The sequence below is a fragment of the Nocardiopsis lambiniae genome (assembly GCF_031845465.1).
In the GTDB taxonomy this organism is placed as follows: Bacteria; Actinomycetota; Actinomycetes; order Streptosporangiales; family Streptosporangiaceae; genus Nocardiopsis; species Nocardiopsis lambiniae.
In genome coordinates this window covers 54,256-74,906 of sequence record NZ_JAVREP010000003.1, presented here as the reverse complement: position 1 = coordinate 74,906, position 20,651 = coordinate 54,256, and the positions used below count along the sequence as shown (strand labels likewise).

16 protein-coding genes and 1 CRISPR repeat array are annotated in these 20,651 nt (G+C 71.9%); of the genes, 8 read left to right on the top strand and 8 right to left on the bottom strand.

What is annotated here, in order from left to right:
• Nucleotides 1-5: 5 nt before the first annotated feature.
• Together eccD and RM479_RS06445 are read right to left on the bottom strand one after the other, a co-directional pair.
• Nucleotides 6-1,340 (bottom strand): type VII secretion integral membrane protein EccD, encoded by a 1,335-nt coding sequence (gene eccD / locus RM479_RS06450; RefSeq protein ID WP_311510794.1) that lies wholly within the window; start codon nt 1,338-1,340, stop codon nt 6-8.
• Nucleotides 1,341-1,473: 133 nt separating this feature from the next.
• Complete coding sequence (locus tag RM479_RS06445) at nt 1,474-1,662, bottom strand: hypothetical protein (RefSeq protein ID WP_311510793.1); 189 nt, start codon at nt 1,660-1,662, stop codon at nt 1,474-1,476.
• Between RM479_RS06445 and eccCa the strand changes: the two genes are divergently transcribed.
• The 6 genes from eccCa to RM479_RS06415 all read left to right on the top strand — a co-directional run bounded on the left by eccCa (nt 1,643) and on the right by RM479_RS06415 (nt 10,839).
• Nucleotides 1,643-5,545, top strand: coding sequence for a type VII secretion protein EccCa (gene eccCa / locus RM479_RS06440; RefSeq protein ID WP_311510792.1), 3,903 nt, complete (start codon nt 1,643-1,645; stop codon nt 5,543-5,545). The genes RM479_RS06445 and eccCa overlap by 20 nt on opposite strands.
• A gap of 544 nt (nt 5,546-6,089) precedes the next feature.
• Complete coding sequence (locus tag RM479_RS06435) at nt 6,090-7,223, top strand: hypothetical protein (RefSeq protein ID WP_311510791.1); 1,134 nt, start codon at nt 6,090-6,092, stop codon at nt 7,221-7,223.
• A 221-nt stretch (nt 7,224-7,444) separates the two neighbouring features.
• A complete protein-coding gene (locus RM479_RS06430) occupies nt 7,445-7,693 on the top strand; it encodes a hypothetical protein (RefSeq protein WP_311510790.1) in 249 nt (82 codons plus the stop codon).
• Between the two features lie 35 nt (nt 7,694-7,728).
• Nucleotides 7,729-8,025 (top strand): WXG100 family type VII secretion target, encoded by a 297-nt coding sequence (locus RM479_RS06425; protein WP_274810688.1) that lies wholly within the window; start codon nt 7,729-7,731, stop codon nt 8,023-8,025.
• Between the two features lie 14 nt (nt 8,026-8,039).
• Nucleotides 8,040-8,360: a cytochrome b family protein gene (locus RM479_RS06420; protein WP_274810687.1), complete on the top strand. Its 321-nt coding sequence runs from the start codon at nt 8,040-8,042 to the stop codon at nt 8,358-8,360.
• Between the two features lie 40 nt (nt 8,361-8,400).
• Nucleotides 8,401-10,839 carry a protein kinase domain-containing protein gene (locus tag RM479_RS06415; RefSeq protein WP_311510789.1) on the top strand — a complete coding sequence of 813 codons (2,439 nt, stop codon included), beginning with the start codon at nt 8,401-8,403 and terminating at the stop codon, nt 10,837-10,839.
• Nucleotides 10,840-10,841: 2 nt separating this feature from the next.
• Here RM479_RS06415 and RM479_RS06410 read toward each other — a convergent pair whose 3' ends face one another.
• Nucleotides 10,842-12,158 carry a PQQ-binding-like beta-propeller repeat protein gene (locus RM479_RS06410; protein WP_311510788.1) on the bottom strand — a complete coding sequence of 439 codons (1,317 nt, stop codon included), beginning with the start codon at nt 12,156-12,158 and terminating at the stop codon, nt 10,842-10,844.
• Between the two features lie 122 nt (nt 12,159-12,280).
• Here RM479_RS06410 and RM479_RS06405 point away from each other — a divergent pair, with 122 nt between their 5' ends.
• Complete coding sequence (locus RM479_RS06405; protein ID WP_311510787.1) at nt 12,281-13,210, top strand: AEC family transporter; 930 nt, start codon at nt 12,281-12,283, stop codon at nt 13,208-13,210.
• A 57-nt stretch (nt 13,211-13,267) separates the two neighbouring features.
• On the opposite strand, the gene RM479_RS06400 is transcribed toward RM479_RS06405, so the two are convergent.
• Nucleotides 13,268-14,902, bottom strand: a complete 1,635-nt coding sequence (locus RM479_RS06400; RefSeq protein WP_311510786.1) for an OmpA family protein — start codon at nt 14,900-14,902, stop codon at nt 13,268-13,270.
• 242 nt (nt 14,903-15,144) lie between these two features.
• Between RM479_RS06400 and RM479_RS06395 the strand changes: the two genes are divergently transcribed.
• Nucleotides 15,145-17,046: a serine hydrolase domain-containing protein gene (locus RM479_RS06395; RefSeq protein WP_311510785.1), complete on the top strand. Its 1,902-nt coding sequence runs from the start codon at nt 15,145-15,147 to the stop codon at nt 17,044-17,046.
• 378 nt (nt 17,047-17,424) lie between these two features.
• Here the strand turns inward: RM479_RS06395 and RM479_RS06390 are convergent, their stop codons facing one another.
• The 4 genes from RM479_RS06390 to RM479_RS06375 form a co-directional block, all read right to left on the bottom strand.
• Nucleotides 17,425-17,619: a type II toxin-antitoxin system RelE family toxin gene (locus RM479_RS06390; RefSeq protein ID WP_311511015.1), complete on the bottom strand. Its 195-nt coding sequence runs from the start codon at nt 17,617-17,619 to the stop codon at nt 17,425-17,427.
• Nucleotides 17,620-17,681: 62 nt separating this feature from the next.
• Complete coding sequence (locus tag RM479_RS06385; protein ID WP_311510784.1) at nt 17,682-17,867, bottom strand: hypothetical protein; 186 nt, start codon at nt 17,865-17,867, stop codon at nt 17,682-17,684.
• Between the two features lie 171 nt (nt 17,868-18,038).
• A CRISPR array of direct repeats spans nt 18,039-19,105; the repeat unit is 29 nt; unit sequence GGGACCATCCCCGCGTGCGCGGGGAGCAC.
• Nucleotides 19,106-19,231: 126 nt separating this feature from the next.
• Nucleotides 19,232-20,383: a methyltransferase domain-containing protein gene (locus RM479_RS06380; RefSeq protein WP_311510783.1), complete on the bottom strand. Its 1,152-nt coding sequence runs from the start codon at nt 20,381-20,383 to the stop codon at nt 19,232-19,234.
• On the bottom strand, nt 20,383-20,595 hold the full coding sequence (locus tag RM479_RS06375; protein WP_274810680.1) for a hypothetical protein: 213 nt from the start codon (nt 20,593-20,595) through the stop codon (nt 20,383-20,385). Before RM479_RS06375 ends, RM479_RS06380 begins: the two co-directional genes overlap by 1 nt.
• Nucleotides 20,596-20,651: the final 56 nt, after the last annotated feature.

The window sequence follows — 20,651 nt, the reverse complement described above, 5'->3', positions numbered from 1 at the left end:
CCGGGTCAGCCCGTCATGCGGGCGACGAGGTCGAACAGGCCCATGCCCCAGGCGAAGACACCGGACATGGCGATGACGACCAGGATCTCCGTCCAGTTGAGGAGGCGGCGCAGCGACGCGCGCGGCACGTCGGTGAGGCGCACCCAGCTCAGCGACGCCAGGACGACACCGGCCGACAGGGCCACCACCGGCAGCCACGGGGCGAGGAACCCGTACTCGGACACCGCCGCGAACCCGGTCGCCCCGAACCCCAGCACCCCCGCCAGGCGCAGCGGCAGCACGTGCCGGATCCGGTCGAACAGACGCGAGCGCAGCACCAGCAGCGTCGACAGCAGCCCGCACAGCAGCAGGTCGGGCAGCCCTCCGGCCGTCATCGCCAGCAGGACCACGGCGCCTCCCCCGGCGACGGACGCGCCCGTCACGAGGCCCAGGAGCAGCCGGTCGCTGTTGGTGAAGGTGTCCTCGAACCGCTCCGTGGCGACCTGCCCCGAACGCCCCACCTCGTAGTCGAGCCCCGACAGCCCGCCCATCACCATCGCCACCCGGGGCAGCGCGCCCACGCACAGGGCCAGGGCGATGGCCATCGACCGCGCCCCGTACACGGGGGACACGAAGATGCCCACCACGACCAGCACGGCGGCGACCAGCGCGACCACGCCCGCACCGGCGATGTAGGGCAGGCCGGTCTCGTGCAGCGCCCAGCCGACCGCCGCCACGAGCAACGCGCCCACCAGGGCGAACGCCAACGTCACCAGGGGTTCGGAACGGGTGACCAGACCGGCGGCGGTCGCCGCCGTCACCCCGCCCCACACACAGGAGGTGGCGAACAGGACGTGCGCGACGGCGGGCAGCGGCCGGCGGGCTGCCGCCACCATCGCCCCGATGCAGAACAGGGTGCCCAGCACCGCCACCGCCAGGTGCCACGACGACGGGTGCAGGCGCATCGCCGCCCCGAGCACGGCCAACGGCCCGATCGCGGCGACCAGCAGCCCGAAGGCGAACGTGGTGGTGGGGTTCCAGATCAGCGCCGTCTCGTCGACGCGGTCCTCCACCGCGCCGCGCACGTCGTCCACGTGCGCCGGCCGGCCCGGGGCGGTGCGCCGTTCCAGCAACAGCACGTCGCCGTCGTGGATCCCGGCGCCCTCCAGGGGCTCGTCCGGGTGGACGGGGGCGCCGTCGACGGTCGTGAGCGTCCAGGCCGCCGGCTCCAACGCCTCGGTATCGGGGGCGCACACCTCGACGATGCGGGGCATCAGCGCGGCCACGGGCACCGTTCCCGGCAGCGCCAGATCGGCCCAGCGCTCGGGACCGGTCACGGTGACCCGGCAGTATCCACTCACACCTATCGTTCCTTCGTCGTCGCGGCCCTGACGCCGCTTCTGCGACGTCATGGCCGTTCGGGGGTGGGACTGACGTGAAATTAGGCGATTCGCCGCGTTCGCGAGATCATGCCCAAGGCACGCCCTAGCGTAGTCACCCAGACACCAGCCCCCTGTAGGTGGACGGAAGAGAGGTGCCCGTGGCGACGAGGACCGTCTCCCGGCCGGCGCGCAGCACTCCCCCCGCTCCCGGGACGTCTCCGCTGGTCATCGCGGCTCCGCCGCAGATGCCGGAGAACGCTCCGGCGTCGAGTTCCGGCGCGATGATCATCATGCCGATCATCACCGGATCGGGTTCGCTGCTGATGTCCATCACGATGGGGCACCGGCCGCTCATGGCGGTCGCCGGTGTGATGATCATGCTCGCCAGCGTGGTCGTGGGCATCATCATGTTCGTCGCGCAGCACAACGGTCCCCGCAAGCGCATCCGGGAGCAGCGCGAACGCTACCTCGACTACCTCGACCAGTTGCGCGAGATCGTCCGGGACGTCGCCTCGACCCAGCGGGCCGACAACGCCTTCCGGCACCCCTCCCCCGACCTGCTCACCGAACCGGCCAGGTCGCGCGCCCGCCGGTGGGAGCGGCGCGCCACCGACCCCGACTTCCTGGACGTGCGCGTCGGCTCCGGCACCCGGCCCCTGGCCCGACGGCTCAAGCTCAAGGTCGACACCTCCTCGCCGCTGATCGTCTACGACCCCGTCTGCCAGGGCGCCGCCGACCAGCTCATCGAGCTGTACGCGGACGTACCGGAGATGCCCCTGGTGCTGCCGCTGAGCGAGTACGGGGTGATCTCCGTGGTCGGCGACCGCACCGCCGGACGGTCCCTGGCCCGCTCGCTGCTGGCCCAGCTGACCGTGTTCCACTCCCCGCACGACCTGCGCGTGGGCGTGATCCGCGACGGTCGGCTGCGCGACCGGTGGGAGTGGCTCAAGTGGCTGCCGCACAACACCTTCGACGACGCCGTGGACGGCCCCATGCCCGCCCGGTTCGTCGCCGGGAACACCGTGCAGGCCGCCCAGCTCCTCTCCGAGGAGATCGAGCGCCGCACCGTGGACCTCCAGCGCCGACGTGGCCGCCCGCCGGGCCCGGGCACGCAGCGGCTCGTGATCGTCCTGGACGGGGAGCACCAGTCCACGCTGTCCGGCCTGGCCGCCGAACCCCCCGTGCCGTCCCTGGCCGACCTGGGCATCCACATCATCGCCCTGGTCTCCGACAAGCGCGAGGAGCCCGAGTCGGTCGACCTGCGCCTGCGTGTGGAGGCCGACGGCACCCTCACCCAGGACACCGCCGCCCGCGCCGACGACGAGGTGCCCGCCCACCCTCCCATCGAGGGGAAGGCGGACCGGGCGGACGTCGCCCACCTCACCACCCTGGCCCGGGTCATGGCCCCCTACGGCATCACGGCCGCCGACGGCGACGACGCCATGCACTCCACCGTGGGCCTGCCCGAGATCCTGGGCGTGCCCGACGTCGCCCATCTGGACACCCGGCGCACCTGGGGCAAGCGCAGCACCGGCGACTACCTGCGGGTCCCCATCGGCATCGGCCCCAGCGGCAACACCGTGCTGCTGGACCTGAAGGAATCGGCGTTCGGCGGCATGGGACCGCACGGCCTGGTGGTCGGCGCGACCGGTTCGGGCAAGTCCGAGATGCTGCGCACCATGGTGGCGTCCCTGGTCATCAACCACTCGCCGGAGCACCTGGCACTGCTGCTGGTCGACTTCAAGGGCGGCGCGACCTTCGCCGACACCGACCGGCTGCCGCACAGCGCCGGGCTCATCACCAACCTCGCCGACGACGACTCCCTGGTGGCCCGGTTCCGCGAGGCCACCTTCGGCGAGCTGGTGCGGCGCCAGCAGATCCTCAAGGACGCCGGGAACCTGCCCAACCTGCACGCCTACGAGGCGGCGCGGGAGAACGACCCGACGCTGGAACCGCTGCCGCACCTGCTCATCATCATCGACGAGTTCTCCGAGCTGCTGACCGCGCATCCCGACTTCGCGGAGCTGTTCGTGGCGATCGGCCGCATCGGCCGCTCCATCGGCGTGCATCTGCTGCTGGCCACCCAACGCCTGGAGTCCGGCAAGATCAAGGGCCTGGAGTCGCACCTGTCCTACCGCGTGGGCCTGCGGACCTTCTCCGAGGCGGAGAGCCGTGAGGCGATCGGCGTGGGCGACGCCTACCACCTGCCGCCCGAGCCCGGATCCGGGTACCTGAAGGTGGACACCTCCGTGTTCGAGCGGTTCAAGGCCGCGATGGTGTCGGGCCCCTACGAGCCGCCCGCGCGGGAGGAGAAGGACGAGCACGAACCCGTCCTGCCGCTGCTGTCCTACAACGGCCTGGACAAGGTGACCGGGGCCGGGTCGCTGGTGGACTCCCTCATCGGTTCGCTCAAGGGCCGCCGGGAGGGGCCCCGGGAGGAGAAGCGCACCATCCTCCAGATCATCGTGGACCGGCTGGTCGCCTCCGGCGCCGCGTCGGTGCGGCCGGTGTGGCTGCCGCCGCTGCCCGAGTGCCTCACCCTCGACGCCGTCCTCGCCGAACTCGGCGAGGACGGACTGGAGGGGCCGGGCGTGGAACCGCCGGCGGCGGAGATGCGCGTCGTGTTCGGGTTCACCGACATCCCCCGCGAGCAGCGGACCGTGCCCGCCACCCTGGACTTCACCGGCGGTGAGGGCAACGTCGTGATCCTGGGCGGACCCCAGTCCGGCAAGTCGACGATGCTGCGGACCCTGGTGGCCTCCCTGGCCTGGCGGTACCCGCCGGGCCGGGTCGGCGTGTACGCCATCGACTTCGGCGGCGGCGGGCTCCAGTCCCTGGACGGGCTGCCGCACGTGGCCGGTGTGGCCGGCCGCTCCGACCCCGAGAAGGTGCAGCGGGTCCTGGTGGACGTGCGCGCCCAGCTGGACCGGCGCCAGCGGGCGTTCCGCACGCACAAGCTGGACTCGCCCGCCGCCCTCCGCCAGGCCCGCGCCGACGGGCGGGTCCCGGAGAGCGTCGCGGGCGACCTGTTCCTGCTCATCGACGGGTGGTCGTCGGTGCGGGACACCTTCGACGAGGCCGACGAGTTCCTCATGGACATCGCCACCCGGGGGCCGTCCCTGGGCGTGCACACCATCCTCACCGGAGCCGCCTCCTCCCAGGTGCGCTCCCGGCTCCAGGCCCTGTTCGGCGGCCGGTTCGAGCTGCGGCTGAGCGACCCGATGGACTCGGGGATCGGCCGCAAGATCGCCGACGAGGTGCCCAAGGACACCCCGGGGCGTGGGCTGAACTCCGACGAGAACCACACCCACGTGGCGCTGCCCCGGGTGGACGGCTCCGCCACCGACGCCGACCTGTCCGACGGGCTGGCCGACCTCATCGCCCGTGTCGCCGAGCGCTGGCCCCAGAAGGCGGTGCAGGGCGTCAAGACCCTGCCCGCCCGGGTGGAGCTGGACGAGCTGCTCCAAGGACGCCGGGCGCCCCGGGGCCGACGGCTCGAACTGGTGCTGGGCATGGCCGAGAGCACCCTGGCCCCGGCCACCACCGACCTCACCCGCGACCCGCACCTGGTGGTGTTCGGCGACCCGCAGAGCGGCAAGAGCACCCTGCTGCGCGGGCTGGTCAAGCAGATCATGCGACGGCCGGCGAAGGAGGTCGGCATCGTCATGGTGGACTTCCGGCGCAGCCACCTGGAGCTGGTGCCGGAGGAGTACCTGCTGGCGTACTGCACCAGCGCGGAGCAGACCAACGCGGTCGCCAAGAATCTCGCCGGGTCGCTCAAGGAGCGCCTGCCGGGACCGGACGTCACGCCCAAGCAGCTGCGCGAACGCAGCTGGTGGAAGGGCCTGGACCTGTACGTCGTCGTGGACGACATGGACATGACGGGGTCCCGCGCCAACCCGCTGGGGCCGCTGGCGCCGTTCATCCCGCAGGGCGCCGACCTGGGGCTGCACGTGATCGCGGCCCGCCGCACGGGCGGCGCGGCCCGCGCCATGTTCGAGCCGGTGCTCCAGGCGCTCAACGACATGGCCTCGCCGGGCGTGCTCTTCTCCGGCGACCGCATGGAGGGCCGTCTGTCCAACGGCACGGCCTCCCGCCAGCTGCCCCAGGGCCGTGCCCTCCTCGCCCGCCGGGGCCAGCGCCCCGACCTCCTCCAGGTCGGCTGGAGCGAACCCCCCGCCTGACGGGACTCGCCGGGTCGACGAGGCTCGGTGCCGTGGCCGTCGTCGGGTGGGCGCGTGCGCCACCGCAAGCGGCCGAGCCCCGGTGTCGGAGCGTGCCCCTGCCGGCCGGAAGGCCGGACCGCCGATGGGGTGGCGTGCCCTCCCCGCGCACGAGCCGCGGTCTCCGCGCCGTTCAGGAACCGTCGAGGCGTCCGCTCCCGCGGGCGGCACGGTCGGCGACGCCCTCCCCGGTACCCCCTGGGGATCGACCGCGTCCTCGACGGACGCGGCGATCCTCTCGGCGCCGCCTTCTGGGATGAGCCGACGTGGCGGGCCGACCGCCGCCACGGCCCCCGCGGCGGGGCGGTCCCCGTGGGGACGGGTGGCCGATTCCGGCCACTTCGTCCCACCGGAGCCGGTACGTCACCTCGTACGCTCGGGAACCCGGTTCCACGACGCCGCCCCCGACGACGTTCTGTGACCTTTCGAACCGTAATCTTCCCTTGGGCATCCCACCTCTCGCACGCCCCGACCCCGGCACCGCTCCCCCGAAAGGCAGTCCTCCATGCGGCGCACCCTCGCACTGGCCTCGACCGTGTGCCTGTTCGCGCTCACCGCGTGCACCGGCACCGCGGACGACACCGTCGAGAGCGTGCCCGACACCGTCGAGGACCTCGCCGAGGAGGGGCCCTCCGGGCTGGCCCTGGTGCACCGCGGCTACGAGGGCGGCGACCCCGAGACCGACCAGGTCCTGGTGTTCCACGACGCCGTCACCGGACAGCCGCTGCACCGCTTCGACCTTCCCGACGGGTCCGTCGACCCCATGGCCACCGAGCCGCCGGTACACGCCCGCTTCTCCGAGGACTGGGCGTTCTTCGTGTACGCCACCCGCGAGCCCAACGCCGTCCACATCGCCGTCCTCACCGACTCCGAGGAGACGCCGCCGACCGCCGAACCCACCGAGGGAGAGGAGCCGTCGGCGTTCTTCTACCTACCGGTGGAGAGCATCGCCCCGTCCGCCGGCGAGGTGCTGTCCGACCCGGTCGTGCACGGCGACCGGCTGTGGTTCGTCTCCGACGACCCACAGGACGCCAACCCGCCCCGGGTGCTGTCGGTACCCCTGTCGGCCCCCTCCGGCACCCCCAACCAGGAGGGGTCCCTGCCGCTCGGCGAGAACCGGCGCCCCAGTGACTGGTCGCTCACCCCGGAGGGCGCCCTGCACATCCGCGACAGCGTGCAGACCCGCCAGGTCGGCGGTGGCGGGAACCTGGTGGTACGGCAGACGGGGGACAGCGTCGTCAACGCCACGTTGAGCGTCGACGGGGGCCAGTGGCAGAGCTTCGACGACGCGCCCGTGTGGGGCGCGGGGACCGCCCTGCTGCGGTCGGACGGCTCGGGCGGCGAGCCCCCGAAGGGCGCCTACCTGGTGACCGTCGACGCCCAGGGGCACACCGCCACCAGGATCCTGGAGAACGCCGACGGACCGGTGGCGCAGTACGCGCTGCCCGCCGAACGCGACGCCGTCCTGGCGCAGACCCCCACCGCCTGGTTCCGGGTCGACCTCGACGAGAACGGCACGGTGACCGGCACCGAGGAGCTCTTCCCCCGCTTCCACGACTCCTCCATGGACGGGTGGCCGCTGGCCGTGCGCTGGGTGCGCACACCGGTCGCCATCGAATCCCCGAGTCCCACCGGGTAAAGGAGATTCCAGCGCGCGATCCCACGTTGACCCTGAGGCACCATCGTTACTATCGTCCGTAATATCCCCTCCTTTCTCACGGTGGCGCGAAATCCACCCGAGAGGAACCCCCGAGAACCCCTGGAAAGGCCCTGATGTCGCACGTCGGTATTGAGAACCACGATGCCCTCTCCACCGGTGGAGAACAGCTCGGACAGGAATCGGACAACCTCCGAACCCAGATGTCGCAGCTCATCGACGACATGAGCCAGGACGCCAACGTCCTGCAAGGCCAGGCGCTCGCCGACTTCAACACCGCGAAGCAGTCGCTGTCCGACCGCTTCGAGGAGCTCATGACCTGGTGCGGCCAGAACGGCATCAAGTTGAACGAGGGCCAGACCCAGTTCAACCTCACCGACCAGGAATCGAGTGACGTCCTCGGTCAGTCCGCCAGTGACCTCGGCGGCATCTCCCGACCGATCAACGCCTGACCCCCACTTCTCCTTTTCCAGAAAGGGCGGCCCCCATGGGAGCTTCCAACTACGACGTCTACGGTGACGTCGCCGGTATCCAGGGTCTCGCCGAGGACCAGCAGGCGCACCTCGGCCGGTTCACCGCGATCATGAGCCAGATCAACGAGCAGTCGGAGTCCACCGTCAGCAAGTGGGAGGGGTCCGGCAGCCCGCAGTTCCAGAGCAAGGCGCAGGAGTTCGACACCCACTTCTCCGAGGTGAACTCGGCGTTCGCGACGCTGATCGCCGCGACCAGCGACACCGCGGACAACTACGGCAAGCTCACCCGCTACCTGGACGGTCTGTTCTAGTAGGCTCTGCGACGATGTCCACCCCATCCCCGGCTCCCCCGGCCGACCCGGAACCGCAGCTGCCCGAGGCGTTCCATTACACGCCCAACGAGGAGAAGTACGTCCTCCAGGCGGACGCTCTGCGGCACCGCCAGCTGCGGTCGGCCCTGCTGTACGGATCCAGCCGCTACTGGCGGCGACGCCAGCAGGTGTGGCCCGCGGTGATCGGCGGACTGATCCTCGTCGCGTTGATCTGCGGCGTCATCGCCCTCGTCGGGGCCTTCGGCAAACAGCAGGAGGTCAACTCCGAACGCGGATGGGGCATGAACGGCCAGGAGACGTCCGCGCGGCCCTGACCCGCCGCCACCACCACGAAACACCTTCAGGGGGTCCCTCATGTCCGCATGGGCGCCCGGGTACGAAACGCCGGTCCTGTTGACGCAGGGGCGACGGGCCCGCATCGTGCGCGCGACCCGGTCCACCAGTGGGGCCGACGTCGTGCTGAAGGTGATGTCCCCCCGGTGGGCACGTGCCGAGCTCGAACGGCTGCGGGACCTGAGCGGGGTGCCGGGGGTGGTGCCGCTGCTGGACGCGGGGAGCACCTCCGACGGGAACATGTTCGTGGCCCTGCCGTTCTATTCGGACGGTTCGTTCGCGGAGCTGTTGGCGGGCAAGGGACCGGCGCCGATCCACGAGGCGGCGGCGGTGGCGCGCAGCGTCGCGAGCGCGCTGGAGGCGATGCACCGGCGCGGGTGGGTGCACGGTGACGTGTGCCCGGGGAACGTGCTGCGAGCCGGTCGGACACCGGTGTTGACGGGGTTCGGCGCGGTCCACCGCACGGGCGAGGTCCCAACGCCACCCGATCCGGCCTCGGAGTCGTTCCTGCACGCGCCCCCGGAGGCGCTGCGCGGCGAACCCCCCACCCCGGCGTCGGACGTGTACCGGCTGGCGTCCACCGTGTGGACGCTGCTGGTGGGGCGGCCTCCGTTCGCCGACGGCCCGTTCGACCCCCGCGCCCACGCCGAACGGGTGCTCACCCAGGAGGTCGGCCCGGTCCCGCGTCAGGACGTGTCGCGCAAGCTCCGGGGCGTGCTCACCCGGGCGCTGGCCAAGGACCCGCAGGAGCGCTACCCGAGCGCGGCGGCCTTCGCCAACGCCTTCGAGCAGGCCCGCACCGCGCAGAGCGCCTCCACGAGCGCGGGCGCCTCGGGCGCACACGCGCCGACCCCCTCCGGGGGGCGGCCCTCGGCCGCGAGGGCCCCCGAAGGCCGCAACGGCCCCACCGCGCCGGAAGGCGCCTCCGCGCAGCCGGGGACCGCGTCCTCCGGCCCGTACCCGGCGTACGCCCCCTCCGGGGGACAGCCCCCGGCCACCGCGTGGGGACCCGGCGCGCCCACGCCGAAGGATCCGGGCACGCCCTCCCCGTCCGGAGCCCACGCACCACGGACCACGGACGCACCGGGGAACACGCCGGCTCAGCCCCTGGGCACGGCCCCCTCCGGCCCGTACCCGGCGTACGGTCCTTCCGGCGCCCGGCCCTCGGCGGGCTCCGGGGAAGCGGCCGACCACCGGGCGGCCACCGGTCCGCGCACACCACCGGCCACGGGAACGCCCGGGATCACACCGGTCCCCTCGGGAGCGCGACCGTCCGCAGCCGCGTGGGTCCCCGAAGGCCACCCCGCCCCGCACACGCCCACCGCCCCGGGCGCACCCGTGCCCCCCGCAGCCGCACCCTCCGGTCCACACCCGGCCCACACGCCCTCCGGAGCCCGGCCCCCGACCACCGCTCGGGGGCCCGCCCCGCACACGCCCACGGGCCCGAGCGCACCCACGGGTCCCGGCACCCCGGTTCGGCCCGCAGCCGCGCCCTCCGGTCCACACCCGGCGTACACGCCCTCCGGAGCGCGGCCCCCGGCCACCGACTGGGGGCCCGGCGGCGCCCCGGCCGGACCCCGGCCGCCGCAGGACCTCCGGAAGGCCGGCGACACGGGCACGCCTGGGCCCGGGTCGACCGCCGGGGCGTACCCGGTACCGCTCGGCGCGCGGGGAACCGGCCTGGAGGGCAGCCGGTCGCCCGCCCTCGACGCGGGCGGCACCGCCGAGATCATGATGGCCAAGTTGCGCGGCGAGGAGATCTCCCCGCTGCGCGCCTGGTCACGGCTGGAAGGGTGGACCGGCGACACCGAATCCGCCTTCCTCCCCATCGACGAGGTCACGCGGGAGGAGGCCGACGACCGGGACTTCACCCACGTCCCCGCGCCCCCCGCCCGGTGGCGGCGGCACCTGCACATCGTCGTCTCCGTCTGCGGCATCCTCCTGCTCACCACCGTCTCCGGGGTGTTCGCCGCCGCCTCACCGCAGGCACCGGTGGAGGCGGCGGCCGAGGAGCCCTCCCCCGAGCCGCAGGCCCCCGAGCCCGCCGCCGACGAGGTCGTCTCCCCCAGCGCCCCGCCCGAGGTGGCCGCCCCCTCCGGCGTCGCGCTCCAGGACAACCTCGGCAACGTGCTGTTGACCTGGACCGACAACAGCGGCGGCACCGCCTCGTTCTTCGTACTGGGCGGCCTCAGCGGCCACGACCCCGTGACGGTCGCCCGCACCGGCCCCGGTGTGGTGTCCGCCCAGGTCATCACCGAGGACACGGTGCTGGAGTACTGCTTCACCGTCATCGCCGTCGAGGGCTCCTCCGCCCCCGCCGCCGAGGTGTGCACCACCCGGGGGCAGGCGCGGGCCGAGGCCGAGCGAGAGGCCGAGGAGGAGGCGGAGCGCGAACGCGAGGAGGAGGAAGCCGAGGAGGAGGAAGCCGAACCCTCTCCCGCGCCCTCCCCCGGCGACTGAGTTCAGCGCAGCGCGACGACCCGCCAGGCCCCCTTGCGCCGCCCGGTGTCCTCCGTGACCAGGATCGCCCCCGGCACCCGGACGATCACCGGACCGTCCCGGAAGGCACGGGATTCGTCCCCCGGCCACGGCTCCCCCGCGGACAGGTCCACCGGGATGCGCCGTACCCCTCCGTCCCAGGCGAGGACCTCGACGGTCACCGGCCCGCGCGCGTGTTCGGCCCCTTCCGGGAAATGGACGCGCAGCACCCCGTCGGACAGCGCCCACCCCCGGTGGGTCTCCGGTTCCCCCGGGCGGGCCGGGGCGGTCACCTCCTCGCGGACGGTGCCGTCGAAGGCCACGTACCGGTATTCGACCACTTCGCCGTCGAGCCGGTGGTCCACGTACCCGTCCTCCCCGAACCAGACCCGTCGCCGTTCCCGGTCGTGGAGGAAGGTCCCCGCCGGTTCCGCCCCCGAGGCCGGTTCCAGCAGGTGGTGGATCAACCGCCCGTCCGTGTCGGTGTAGGGCATCTCCAGCAGCAGTACCGAGCCGTCGGGTGAGACGGTGAGTCCGACGTCGGCCGCCGTGGCGTCGGTGTACGCGTACTCCCGCTCCCACAGGACCCGCCCGGTGTCCGGTTCGAGCGCGACCGCGAGCACGGTGTACTCCTCGTGTGCTCCCTCGTAGGATCCGGCGACGATCACCGCCTCGGGCGTGATCACCCCGTCCGCGAGGTGGAACCTCGTCGGGTCGGGGATCGGCGCCTCCAGTGCCCGTGACCAGACCGGCGCGCCGTCGTACACGGATTCCGCGGTCACCGTGACCGGGTCCCCGTCGCCCACCGAGACGCGCAGACCGTCACCGAGGTACCCCCGCCGGGCGTCCCCGCCGCGCGTCCGGTGCTCACCGACGATCTCCCCGGTACCGGTGGCGAACACCAGCACGTCCTCACCATCGCCCTCGCCCCCGTCCCCGGCGGCGTACGAGAGCAGCAGGGTCTCCCGGTCCGGGGTGACGGCCGCGTCGGCGACCTGTCGATCCCGCGCCCGGTACCGCCAGAGTTCGTCGCCGGTCTCCCCGTCGAGCGCGATCACCCCGTCGTCCACCACCATCAGGGCACCGGAGACCCCGGCCAGTACGTGGTGGAGGCGATGTCCCTCGGGGGTCTCCCATGCCCAGGCGACCTCCGACACGGTGCCGATCGTCTCGGGCCGGGGCGCGTGTCCTTCGACCACGGCATGGTCCACCCGGGCGTTCGCCCAGACCAACGCGGCGATGACCCCCAGGGCGACGACGACGGCGGACACGGCGATGGTCCATGGGGTCCGAACGGCCACGGGGTCCGCCCTTCGGGGTGTGGGGAGGGGTGGGCACGAGCGTAGCCCGTGTGATCCCGGTCCTGGCGGGCCGCCATCGCCGAGAGTAGGTTGCGAACGGTTTCCCTACCCTTGGAGGCGCCGTGTCGGGCGTGGTCACCGGTTTCGGCGTCATCACCAGCGTCGTCGTCATCGGCTACATGCTCGGGCGGCTCTCCCTCCTGGGCCCCGGCGCCCGGGACGTGCTCAGCGCCCTGGCCTTCTACGTGGCGGGCCCGGCCCTGATGTTCACGATCCTCCTCGACACCGACCTGTCGGTGCTGTGGTCGGGCAAGGTCGTGGTGAGCGCCCTGAGCGTGGCCGTGGTCGTCGCCGTCGTGGTGATCATCGGCCTGGTGCGCCGATGGGGCGTCTCGCGCACCACGATGTCGGCACTGACCTCCTCGTACGTGAACGCCGGCAACCTGGGCCTGCCGATCGCCTCCTACGTCCTCGGGGACGCCTCCCTGGTCGCGCCGATCCTGTTGACGCAGATGCTGGTGATGGCGCCGATCGCCGTGACGGTGCTGGACCTGGCCGGTGGCGAGGTGCGGGGGGCGGGCCCGGTGCTGCGCCGCGCCCTGGGCACCCCGATCCGCAACCCGTTGCTGCTGGCCTCCCTGGCGGGGGTGACGGTGTCGGCGGCGGGGTGGGCTCCGCCGACGCCCTTCCTCGAACCGTTCGAGCTGATCGGCGGGATGGCGGTCCCGGCGATGCTGTTGGCGTTCGGGATCTCCCTGCACGGCTCCGGAATGCCGGGCCGGGGGCCGCACCGGGGGTCGGTGCTGCTGGCGGTGGCGCTGAAGTCGGTGGCGCAACCGCTGGTGGCCTGGGCGCTGGGCGCGCTGCTGTTCGACCTGGCCGGCCCGGACCTGTTCGCGGTGGTGGTGCTGGCGGCGCTGCCGACGGCGCAGAACGTGTTCACCTACGCGCTGCGCTTCCGGGTGGAGGTGGACACGGTGCGCGACGCGGTGTTGATCTCGACGTTCGCCACGGTGCCGGTGCTGTTCGCCGCCACCTTCCTGCTCGGTTGACGAGGGCCCCGCCTCCGCGCGGCGGAGACGGGGCCGGTCCGGGCCGTTCCCGGGAGGTCACTCGGTGAAGGGCACGTCCTCGATCTCACCGAAGGGACCGGCGCGCAGGGTCAGCGTCTCCACGTCGCGGGGCGGCGCGGGGAACACCGCGACCAGCTGGTAGGTGTTGTCGGGCTGCATCTCGTGGACCTCGTCGGCGAAGCCCGTGTAGCTCTGACCGCCGAAGTTGAGCACCGTCACGTACCTGACCAGGTCGGTGTCGGGCTCCAAGAGCTGGAACCCGCCCAGCGCGCCCTGGCTGAACTCGGTGGGCGCGCCCGGGATGACGGCGTCGCCGCCGCCCATGTCGGGCAGGACCGGTTCGTCCCCCGTGTTGGTGAGCGACACCGTGCTGATCACGTAGGCGCCGTCGCGGCGCAGCGGATGCACGTCCAGGCGCACGTCGTCGTCGGTGGCGGAGGCGACCACCTCGGCGGTGTCGTCCTCCACGAATCCGGCCGGCGGGAAGACGTGCCGTTCGCTGGAGCCCAGCAGACCCTCGTCCCGCCCGGAGGTGGCGCCCTCGTCGGAGCGGTCGACGACGTAGGAGAACTCGACGCGACGGTTGCGGGCGCGCGCCTCCTCGTCGTCGGAGCCGCCCTCCTCGGCGATGAGTTCCTCGGAGCCGCGGCCCTCCACCACGAAGTCGTAGCCGGAGCCCAGTTCCTCCTCCAGGACGTCGCGGACGGTCTCGGCCCGCTCCTCGGAGAGCTCCTCGTTGTAGGAGTCGGAGCCGCGCCCGTCGGTGTGCCCGATGACGGTGATCTCGGAGTCGGCGGGGTCGATGTTGCGCTCCACCGAGCGGGCCGCGCTGCGCACGACCTCCTCCGCCTCGTCGGTGAGTTCGGCCGAGTCGAAGTCGAACATGACGTCGGCCTTCAGCGCCACGGTCTCGGTGTCGCCCTCACGGGTGGTGGAGGCGACGTCGGAGTCGACGAAGCTCTCCTGTTCGCCGATCCACTCCTCGGCCCCGGGGTCGGGACGCCGGTTCTCGAACTCGACGATGTCGCCGTACGCGGGTCCCGTGACGACCAGGTCGGGGCCGTTGGGGTTCTCGGGGTCGGGCTGCTCCTCCTCGACGTCCACCACGGGGATGCCGGTCATCGCGCCCAGTCCGCTGCCCACGAACGTGATCTGCCTGATCTGGTCGGGCAGGCGCGGGAAGTAGCGGCGGTACCGGTTGGTGGCGCCCACCTCGACGGGGTAGCCGTCGGGGGTCGGGGCGACCGAACCGTAGTAGTAGCCCTCCTCGTCGGTGATCTCCCAGAACGCCCGGCCGCTGACCGGGTCGATGAGCGTGTTGGGCATGGACAGGTTGGTGACGATGCCCTGGAAGTGGTCGACGTAGGTGTTCTCGTAGTAGAGGACGGTGTACTCGTCGGTGCGCTCCAGGCCGGTGATGGCGAAGCGCAGGGTGGAGTCCTGCCCGTTGTCCTGGAAGATCTGGCCTTCACGGGTGTAGGGGAAGGCCAGGTCGGCCGGTTCGGGGCGGGGGTCCACCTCCTCTTCGGTGGGTTCCTCGACGACGGGTGTCTCGCGTCCGCCCGTGAGGTCGAGGACGATGCCGCAACCGGTCAGCAGGAGTGCCGACGCGGTCACCGACGCGCAGACGGCCACGGCCCGCGCCGGAGCGATGGCGGGTGGTGAGGTCATGGGGGGTGACTCCTCGGCTCGATCGTTCCCGATACCTCGTGAGACACCGGCGGCACGGTGTCGGTTCCGTGAAGGGGAGGTCGCTTCGGACGGTCGCCGGGCGGACCGCCCGGACGGGGGTGCCGGCCCCCATCGGAGGTGGGGTGAGTACCACCATGCTTCGGCCTGTTGGCATCAGTGTTCCCGTCGGTACGGGGACATAGGTTCGGAAAGGACATCCACCCCCCACGAAGAGAGAACCGATGCCCGGTCTCATGACGCGCCTCGTCTCACCGGCGGCGGCCGCGTTCGTGCTCGCCGTCCCGATCGCGGCCACTCCGGCCTCCGCCGATCCGACCGGAGTCCCCACACCCGCGGTCTCGGCCGCCGCCACGCCGTTGACCGTGGAGAGCGCCGGCGAGTTCACCGACACCCGGGTCGCCGAACTCCTGGAGGAGTACGGGGCGCCGGGGGTGGCGGTGACGATCGTCACCGCCGACGGGCCGATCGCCACGGTCGCCCACGGTCACGCCGACCTGGCGGAGGGGTCGCCGCTGGACCCGGCGGTGCACGTGTTCCCGACGGCGTCGGTGGCCAAGTCGTTCACCGCCGCCGCCGTGCTCACGCTGGTGGAGGAGGGTCGGCTGGACCTGACCGAGGACGTGAACACCTACCTTCCGGAGGACGTGCGGCTGCCGGGGGAGACCATCACCCTGCACGACCTGCTCACCCACACCCCGGGGTTCGCGGAGATGCTGGAACGCCTGGGCGGGGACGAGGGCAGCGAACTCGGTGAGGCCGTCCGCACGGCGGTCCCGGAGCCGCTGTTCGCGCCGGGCGAGTACACGGCCTACTCCAACTACGGGCTGGCGCTGGCGGGGTACATCGTGCAGGAGGTGTCGGGGGTCCCCTTCGAGGAGTACGCGCGCCTGCACGTGTTCGAGCCGCTGGGGATGGAGGACACGGCGTTCACGCAGATCCCGGACGCCCGCGCCGAGCGCCCGTTGGTGACCCCGCACCTGGTGGACGGCACCCCGGCGGAGGACCTGTACATCATGGACGCACCCGCGGGCGCGGCGGTGACCACCGTCGACGACATGGGCCGGTTCATGACGGCCCTGCTGGACGAGGGGCGCGTCGACGGGGAGGAGGCGCTGCCCGCCGGGGTGGTCGAGGCGATGCTCGGCCGGCAGCAGGAGATGCACCCCGCCATCACGGGGATGGGTTACGGGACCTACCAGTGGCGGGCCGGGGACTCACCGGCCTTCGGGCACGGGGGCGACCTGCCCGGGATGCACACGGGGTACGCGGTCGTGCCGGAGCTCGGCGCGGGCGTGTTCGTGGCGGTGAACGGGGACGACGCGGCGGAGGGGAACCCGTTCCTGGACCTGCGGATGGCCGTGGTCACCGAGTTCCTGGAGACGTTCGCGCCGCAGGAGCCGCCCGCGGGGGCGGCGGATCCCGCTGCCGACCTGAGCGGGTTCGAGGGGACGTACGTGACCTCCCGGCGGCCGGTGTCGGGGCCGGCGAAGCTGGTGACGCTGTTCGACAACGTGACGGTGAGCGACGCGGGTGACGGCACCCTGTCGGTGATCGGGGAGTTCGCGGCGGACGAGCGGTGGCTGCCGGTGTCGGTGGACGAGGGGGTGTTCGTCGCCGAGAACGGCACCGACGTCCTCGGCTTCGTGGAACGCGACGGGCAGGTGGTCGCCGTGGCCTTCGACGCGAACCCGACCAACGTGTACACCCGCACGGGTGCCCTGGGGACGCCGGCGACCCACCTGCTCATCGCGGGTGCGGGGCTGCTGGTGCTGTTGACGGTGCTGATCCCGGTGCAGCGGTCGGGGAACGGGTTCACCCTGGCGACGCGGGTGACGTTGACGGCGACGGCGCTGGCTGCGTTCACAGGGGTGGGGCTGTTGGTCTACGGGATCATGGACCTGCACCGGGCCCAGATCTGGTTGATCGAGAGGTCGCCGGCGTTGACGGTGCCGCTGACGGTGGCGGGGGTGTTGGCGCTGGTGTCGACGGTGCTCGTCGGGGTGTGTTTGGCACGGGGGTGGCTGCGGCCGTTCTCGCGGGTCCACCTGTCGTTGGCGGCCCTGGCTGGGCTGGCGGTGACGGCGATCGGGCTGGTGTACGGGTTGGTCATCTCGCCGATCTGACCGGGCCGACCGGTGGGTCGGTAGGGCGGTGGGGTGTCGGGGGTGTTGGTTCGGGAGCGGGAAACCTCAGGTGTCCGCACCGACACGCCGGGGAACAATCAGGGTTGCGGGTCCGTCCCCCTCCCCCTTGGGGGGCGGGCCCCACCTCGCGGTCGGGGCCGGTGCGCACAGCGCACCGGCCCTCTGTGTTCCGTCCGCATGTGGGGGTCGGGTGAGTTGACCGTGCACGTACCCGAGGGCATGTGACCATCCCCGCGTGCGCGGGGAGCACTCTTGGTGGTGGCGAGATCAGCATGTGCCGGAGCGGAGTTCGTACGGAGTCGAGTGTGAGAGTCCGGCTGGTCGGCCACGGCAAGGCGGCAGAGAGACGGACGGAGTTCACCGGTCGTACACGTCTCCGCGAGGACCGATCTTGACGACCACGACGGTGACTTGGCCGTCATCGATCGTGTAGATCACTCGGTGGTTTCCGATGCGAATGCGATAACCGTATCTGGCTTTGAGTTTCTTGCAGCCGACAGGGCGGGGTTCCTCGGCGAGATCGGCAATCGATTGGACGACACGCTTACGCACCAAGGGGTCAAGTTTACGCAGTTATTTCTGCGCCGAAGTGGTGATCTCGACCGTGCAACAGCTCACTCGTAGTCCTCGACCCGAAAAGGGACCGTCTCCTCGTCGGCGCGAGCTTTGATCACCGCGCTATCAGCGATGCCCTCAAGCTCTTCCAAGTAGGCGGCAGATACCAGGATCAGACCACGGTCGGCCAGAGCTTCGGCCAACTCGGCCGCCATGCCGTGCGGTTCGACCGGTTCAGCTGTCATGAATTTTTCTCCCCGAACTATACCCACCCATGACGTTCATCCGCGACCACCGTTAGATGACAGAGATTCCAGGTGTCCATTTTGAGAACAATTGACCCTTGTCTACTATTTTCGCCCTTGCCTCAAATATAAGAAACACATTGGCGAAATCTCTGACCGAAGGAACAACCCGGGACCCTCCCCGTGTGCGCGGGGAGCACTAGCCATCACCGTTCACCTCCTTCCAGTCGCTGGAAACATCCCCGCGTGCGCGGGGAGCACACAGAGTCGAGCAGCCTGTCGGGACGCGCCTCGGGACCATCCCCGCGTGCGCGGGGAGCACCCCGTTCCGAAACCCACCCCGGTGCTGTACCCGGGACCATCCCCGCGTGCGCGGGGAGCACCGACGGGTCCCTGATCGAGTCCATAACCGGGGCGGGACCATCCCCGCGTGCGCGGGGAGCACGACGGTCGGGACCCGCGGCCCGGCCGCCCCACGGGACCATCCCCGCGTGCGCGGGGAGCACGAGCAGATGCTCCATGGCGTGCCCGAGGCCGCGGGACCATCCCCGCGTGCGCGGGGAGCACATCGGGGCACCCCCGGCCCCGCTGGTGGCCGCGGGACCATCCCCGCGTGCGCGGGGAGCACGACCACCGGTCCGCCGACCACGCGGAGAAGGCGGGACCATCCCCGCGTGCGCGGGGAGCACCCTACCCGCTGGTGCTGGCCCGGGTGGATGAGGGGACCATCCCCGCGTGCGCGGGGAGCACCCCGTCGACGCGCACCGGGTGCGCCTGGTCGCGGGACCATCCCCGCGTGCGCGGGGAGCACTCGCCGTCACCGCCATCCCGAGGGCGACCAGGGGGACCATCCCCGCGTGCGCGGGGAGCACTGCTCGGACAGCCAGGGCGGGGGCAGCGGCGCGGGACCATCCCCGCGTGCGCGGGGAGCACAGCAGCCGGCACCCGTCGAGGACGCCGAGCCGGGGACCATCCCCGCGTGCGCGGGGAGCACCCCGTCGTGCCCGTCCGTCAGGTCGCACCACAGGGACCATCCCCGCGTGCGCGGGGAGCACTGCGCGAGCGCCCATCCTTCGATCGCCCACCAGGGACCATCCCCGCGTGCGCGGGGAGCACTGATCCGGCGGTAGGTTTCCGGGTGGGGGCGTGGGACCATCCCCGCGTGCGCGGGGAGCACTTGACCGCGTCCACGGTCCCGGAGTAGCCGTAGGGACCATCCCCGCGTGCGCGGGGAGCACAGTAAATGACCTGCGAAGATTCCAATGGAAACCAGCCGATTTTGCAACTTTCCAAGAAACGGACATATCCCCCAAGGGTTCATGTGGTCCTCGCAGTCGTTTCTACCTCGTGAAGGCGGGCGTGCGCTATGCCTCTGGTGGGTGGGGCAGAGACCAGAGCAGCCGCTCCGGGGTCTCATGCCACAGGCGATGAAGACCGCTCCGAGCGTCCACCGTCAAACCGAAGCGTTCCACCCCGGGCTCACCCCACGACCGCCACCGCCCCAAGGCCGCGTCGAACTCGTCCACCAGCAGACGAGATCCGCTCTGCTCCACACGCCCGTCCCCGTACAGTCGCGCCCACGATCCACAGCCTGTGGACGCCACCCAGAGATACGGCTCCACCGCCCCCGGCTCCACGTGCATGCCCATCCGCCACTGCGGAACCAGCAGTGACAGCAGCACCGTCGTTTCCCCTTCCAGCAAAGGCTCACGCGGATCCCCGTCGCGCGACTCCGCCCGGTCCGGTGTCGCCTCCGGGTCCGGGGCCGGCCCCGACACATAGCGCTGACCGCGCGCCCACATGAACGACAGCGTCCCCTCGAAACGCCCTTCTAGCACTCCCGGAGCGACCGCGTCCAGAACCGCGAGCGCCCCGCCCGGCAGCCCCGGATCCGGAGCCCACGGGGCGACGACCCGCCCGCCGTCGACGAGCCGACGCCGCCAGGCCCCTGGAATCCTGGAGAACGTGCAGGTGGCGATGAGCCGATCGAACGCGCCGTCCGGCAGGTCCGCCTCACCGTCCCCCGTGATCACCCCGGGCGCGTACCCCGCCTCACGCAGTGCGGCGCGGGCGACACCGGCCAGGCCCGGGTCGATCTCAACACTGGTCACGTGGTCGTCGCCCACGACTTCCGACAGCAGCGCGGCGTTGAACCCCGTTCCCGTGCCGATTTCGAGCACGTGTCGCCTCGGTTCGCACACCGCCGCCATGAGCATGCGCGCCATCACCGTCGGCGCGGAGGACGAGGAGGTCGGGACGCCCGGTCCGTTCGGGCGGCCGTCGTCCCGCTGGGTGACCAGGGCCTGATCGCTGTAGACGGCGTCCCACCACTCGTCGGGTTCGGTGGCGCGGTCCAGCCGACGACGGTCCTCGGTCCAGAGGAGGTCCGGGAGGAAGAGGTGCCGGGGCACCTTGCCGAACAGCCCGGCGATCCGGTCCGGAACGCCGTTCGTCAGGAGGTCGTCGGCGAGGGACAGGGCCGAGGAGAGGTGGTCCATGTTCTCGGTGTTCCCCATCAGACCTCCCCCGTTCCCTTGCAGCCCGAGCAGGCGATCCAACGGCGGATGGCCTTGCCCGGCGACTGGCCGTCGGTGGTCTCCCACCATCCGCGCTGCCCGTTGCACATGCCGCAGACAGCGGCCGTGGGGGTGGGAAGAAGGACGAGGGCCCGGGTCGGTGCCGGTTCCGGTGCGTCGATGCGAGCGATCCTCATAGCGGAAGCCGCCATGTCGTCTCCTATTCGGAATATCGCGGGGGAGAAAGGCCGTCCGGACGCGCGCACAC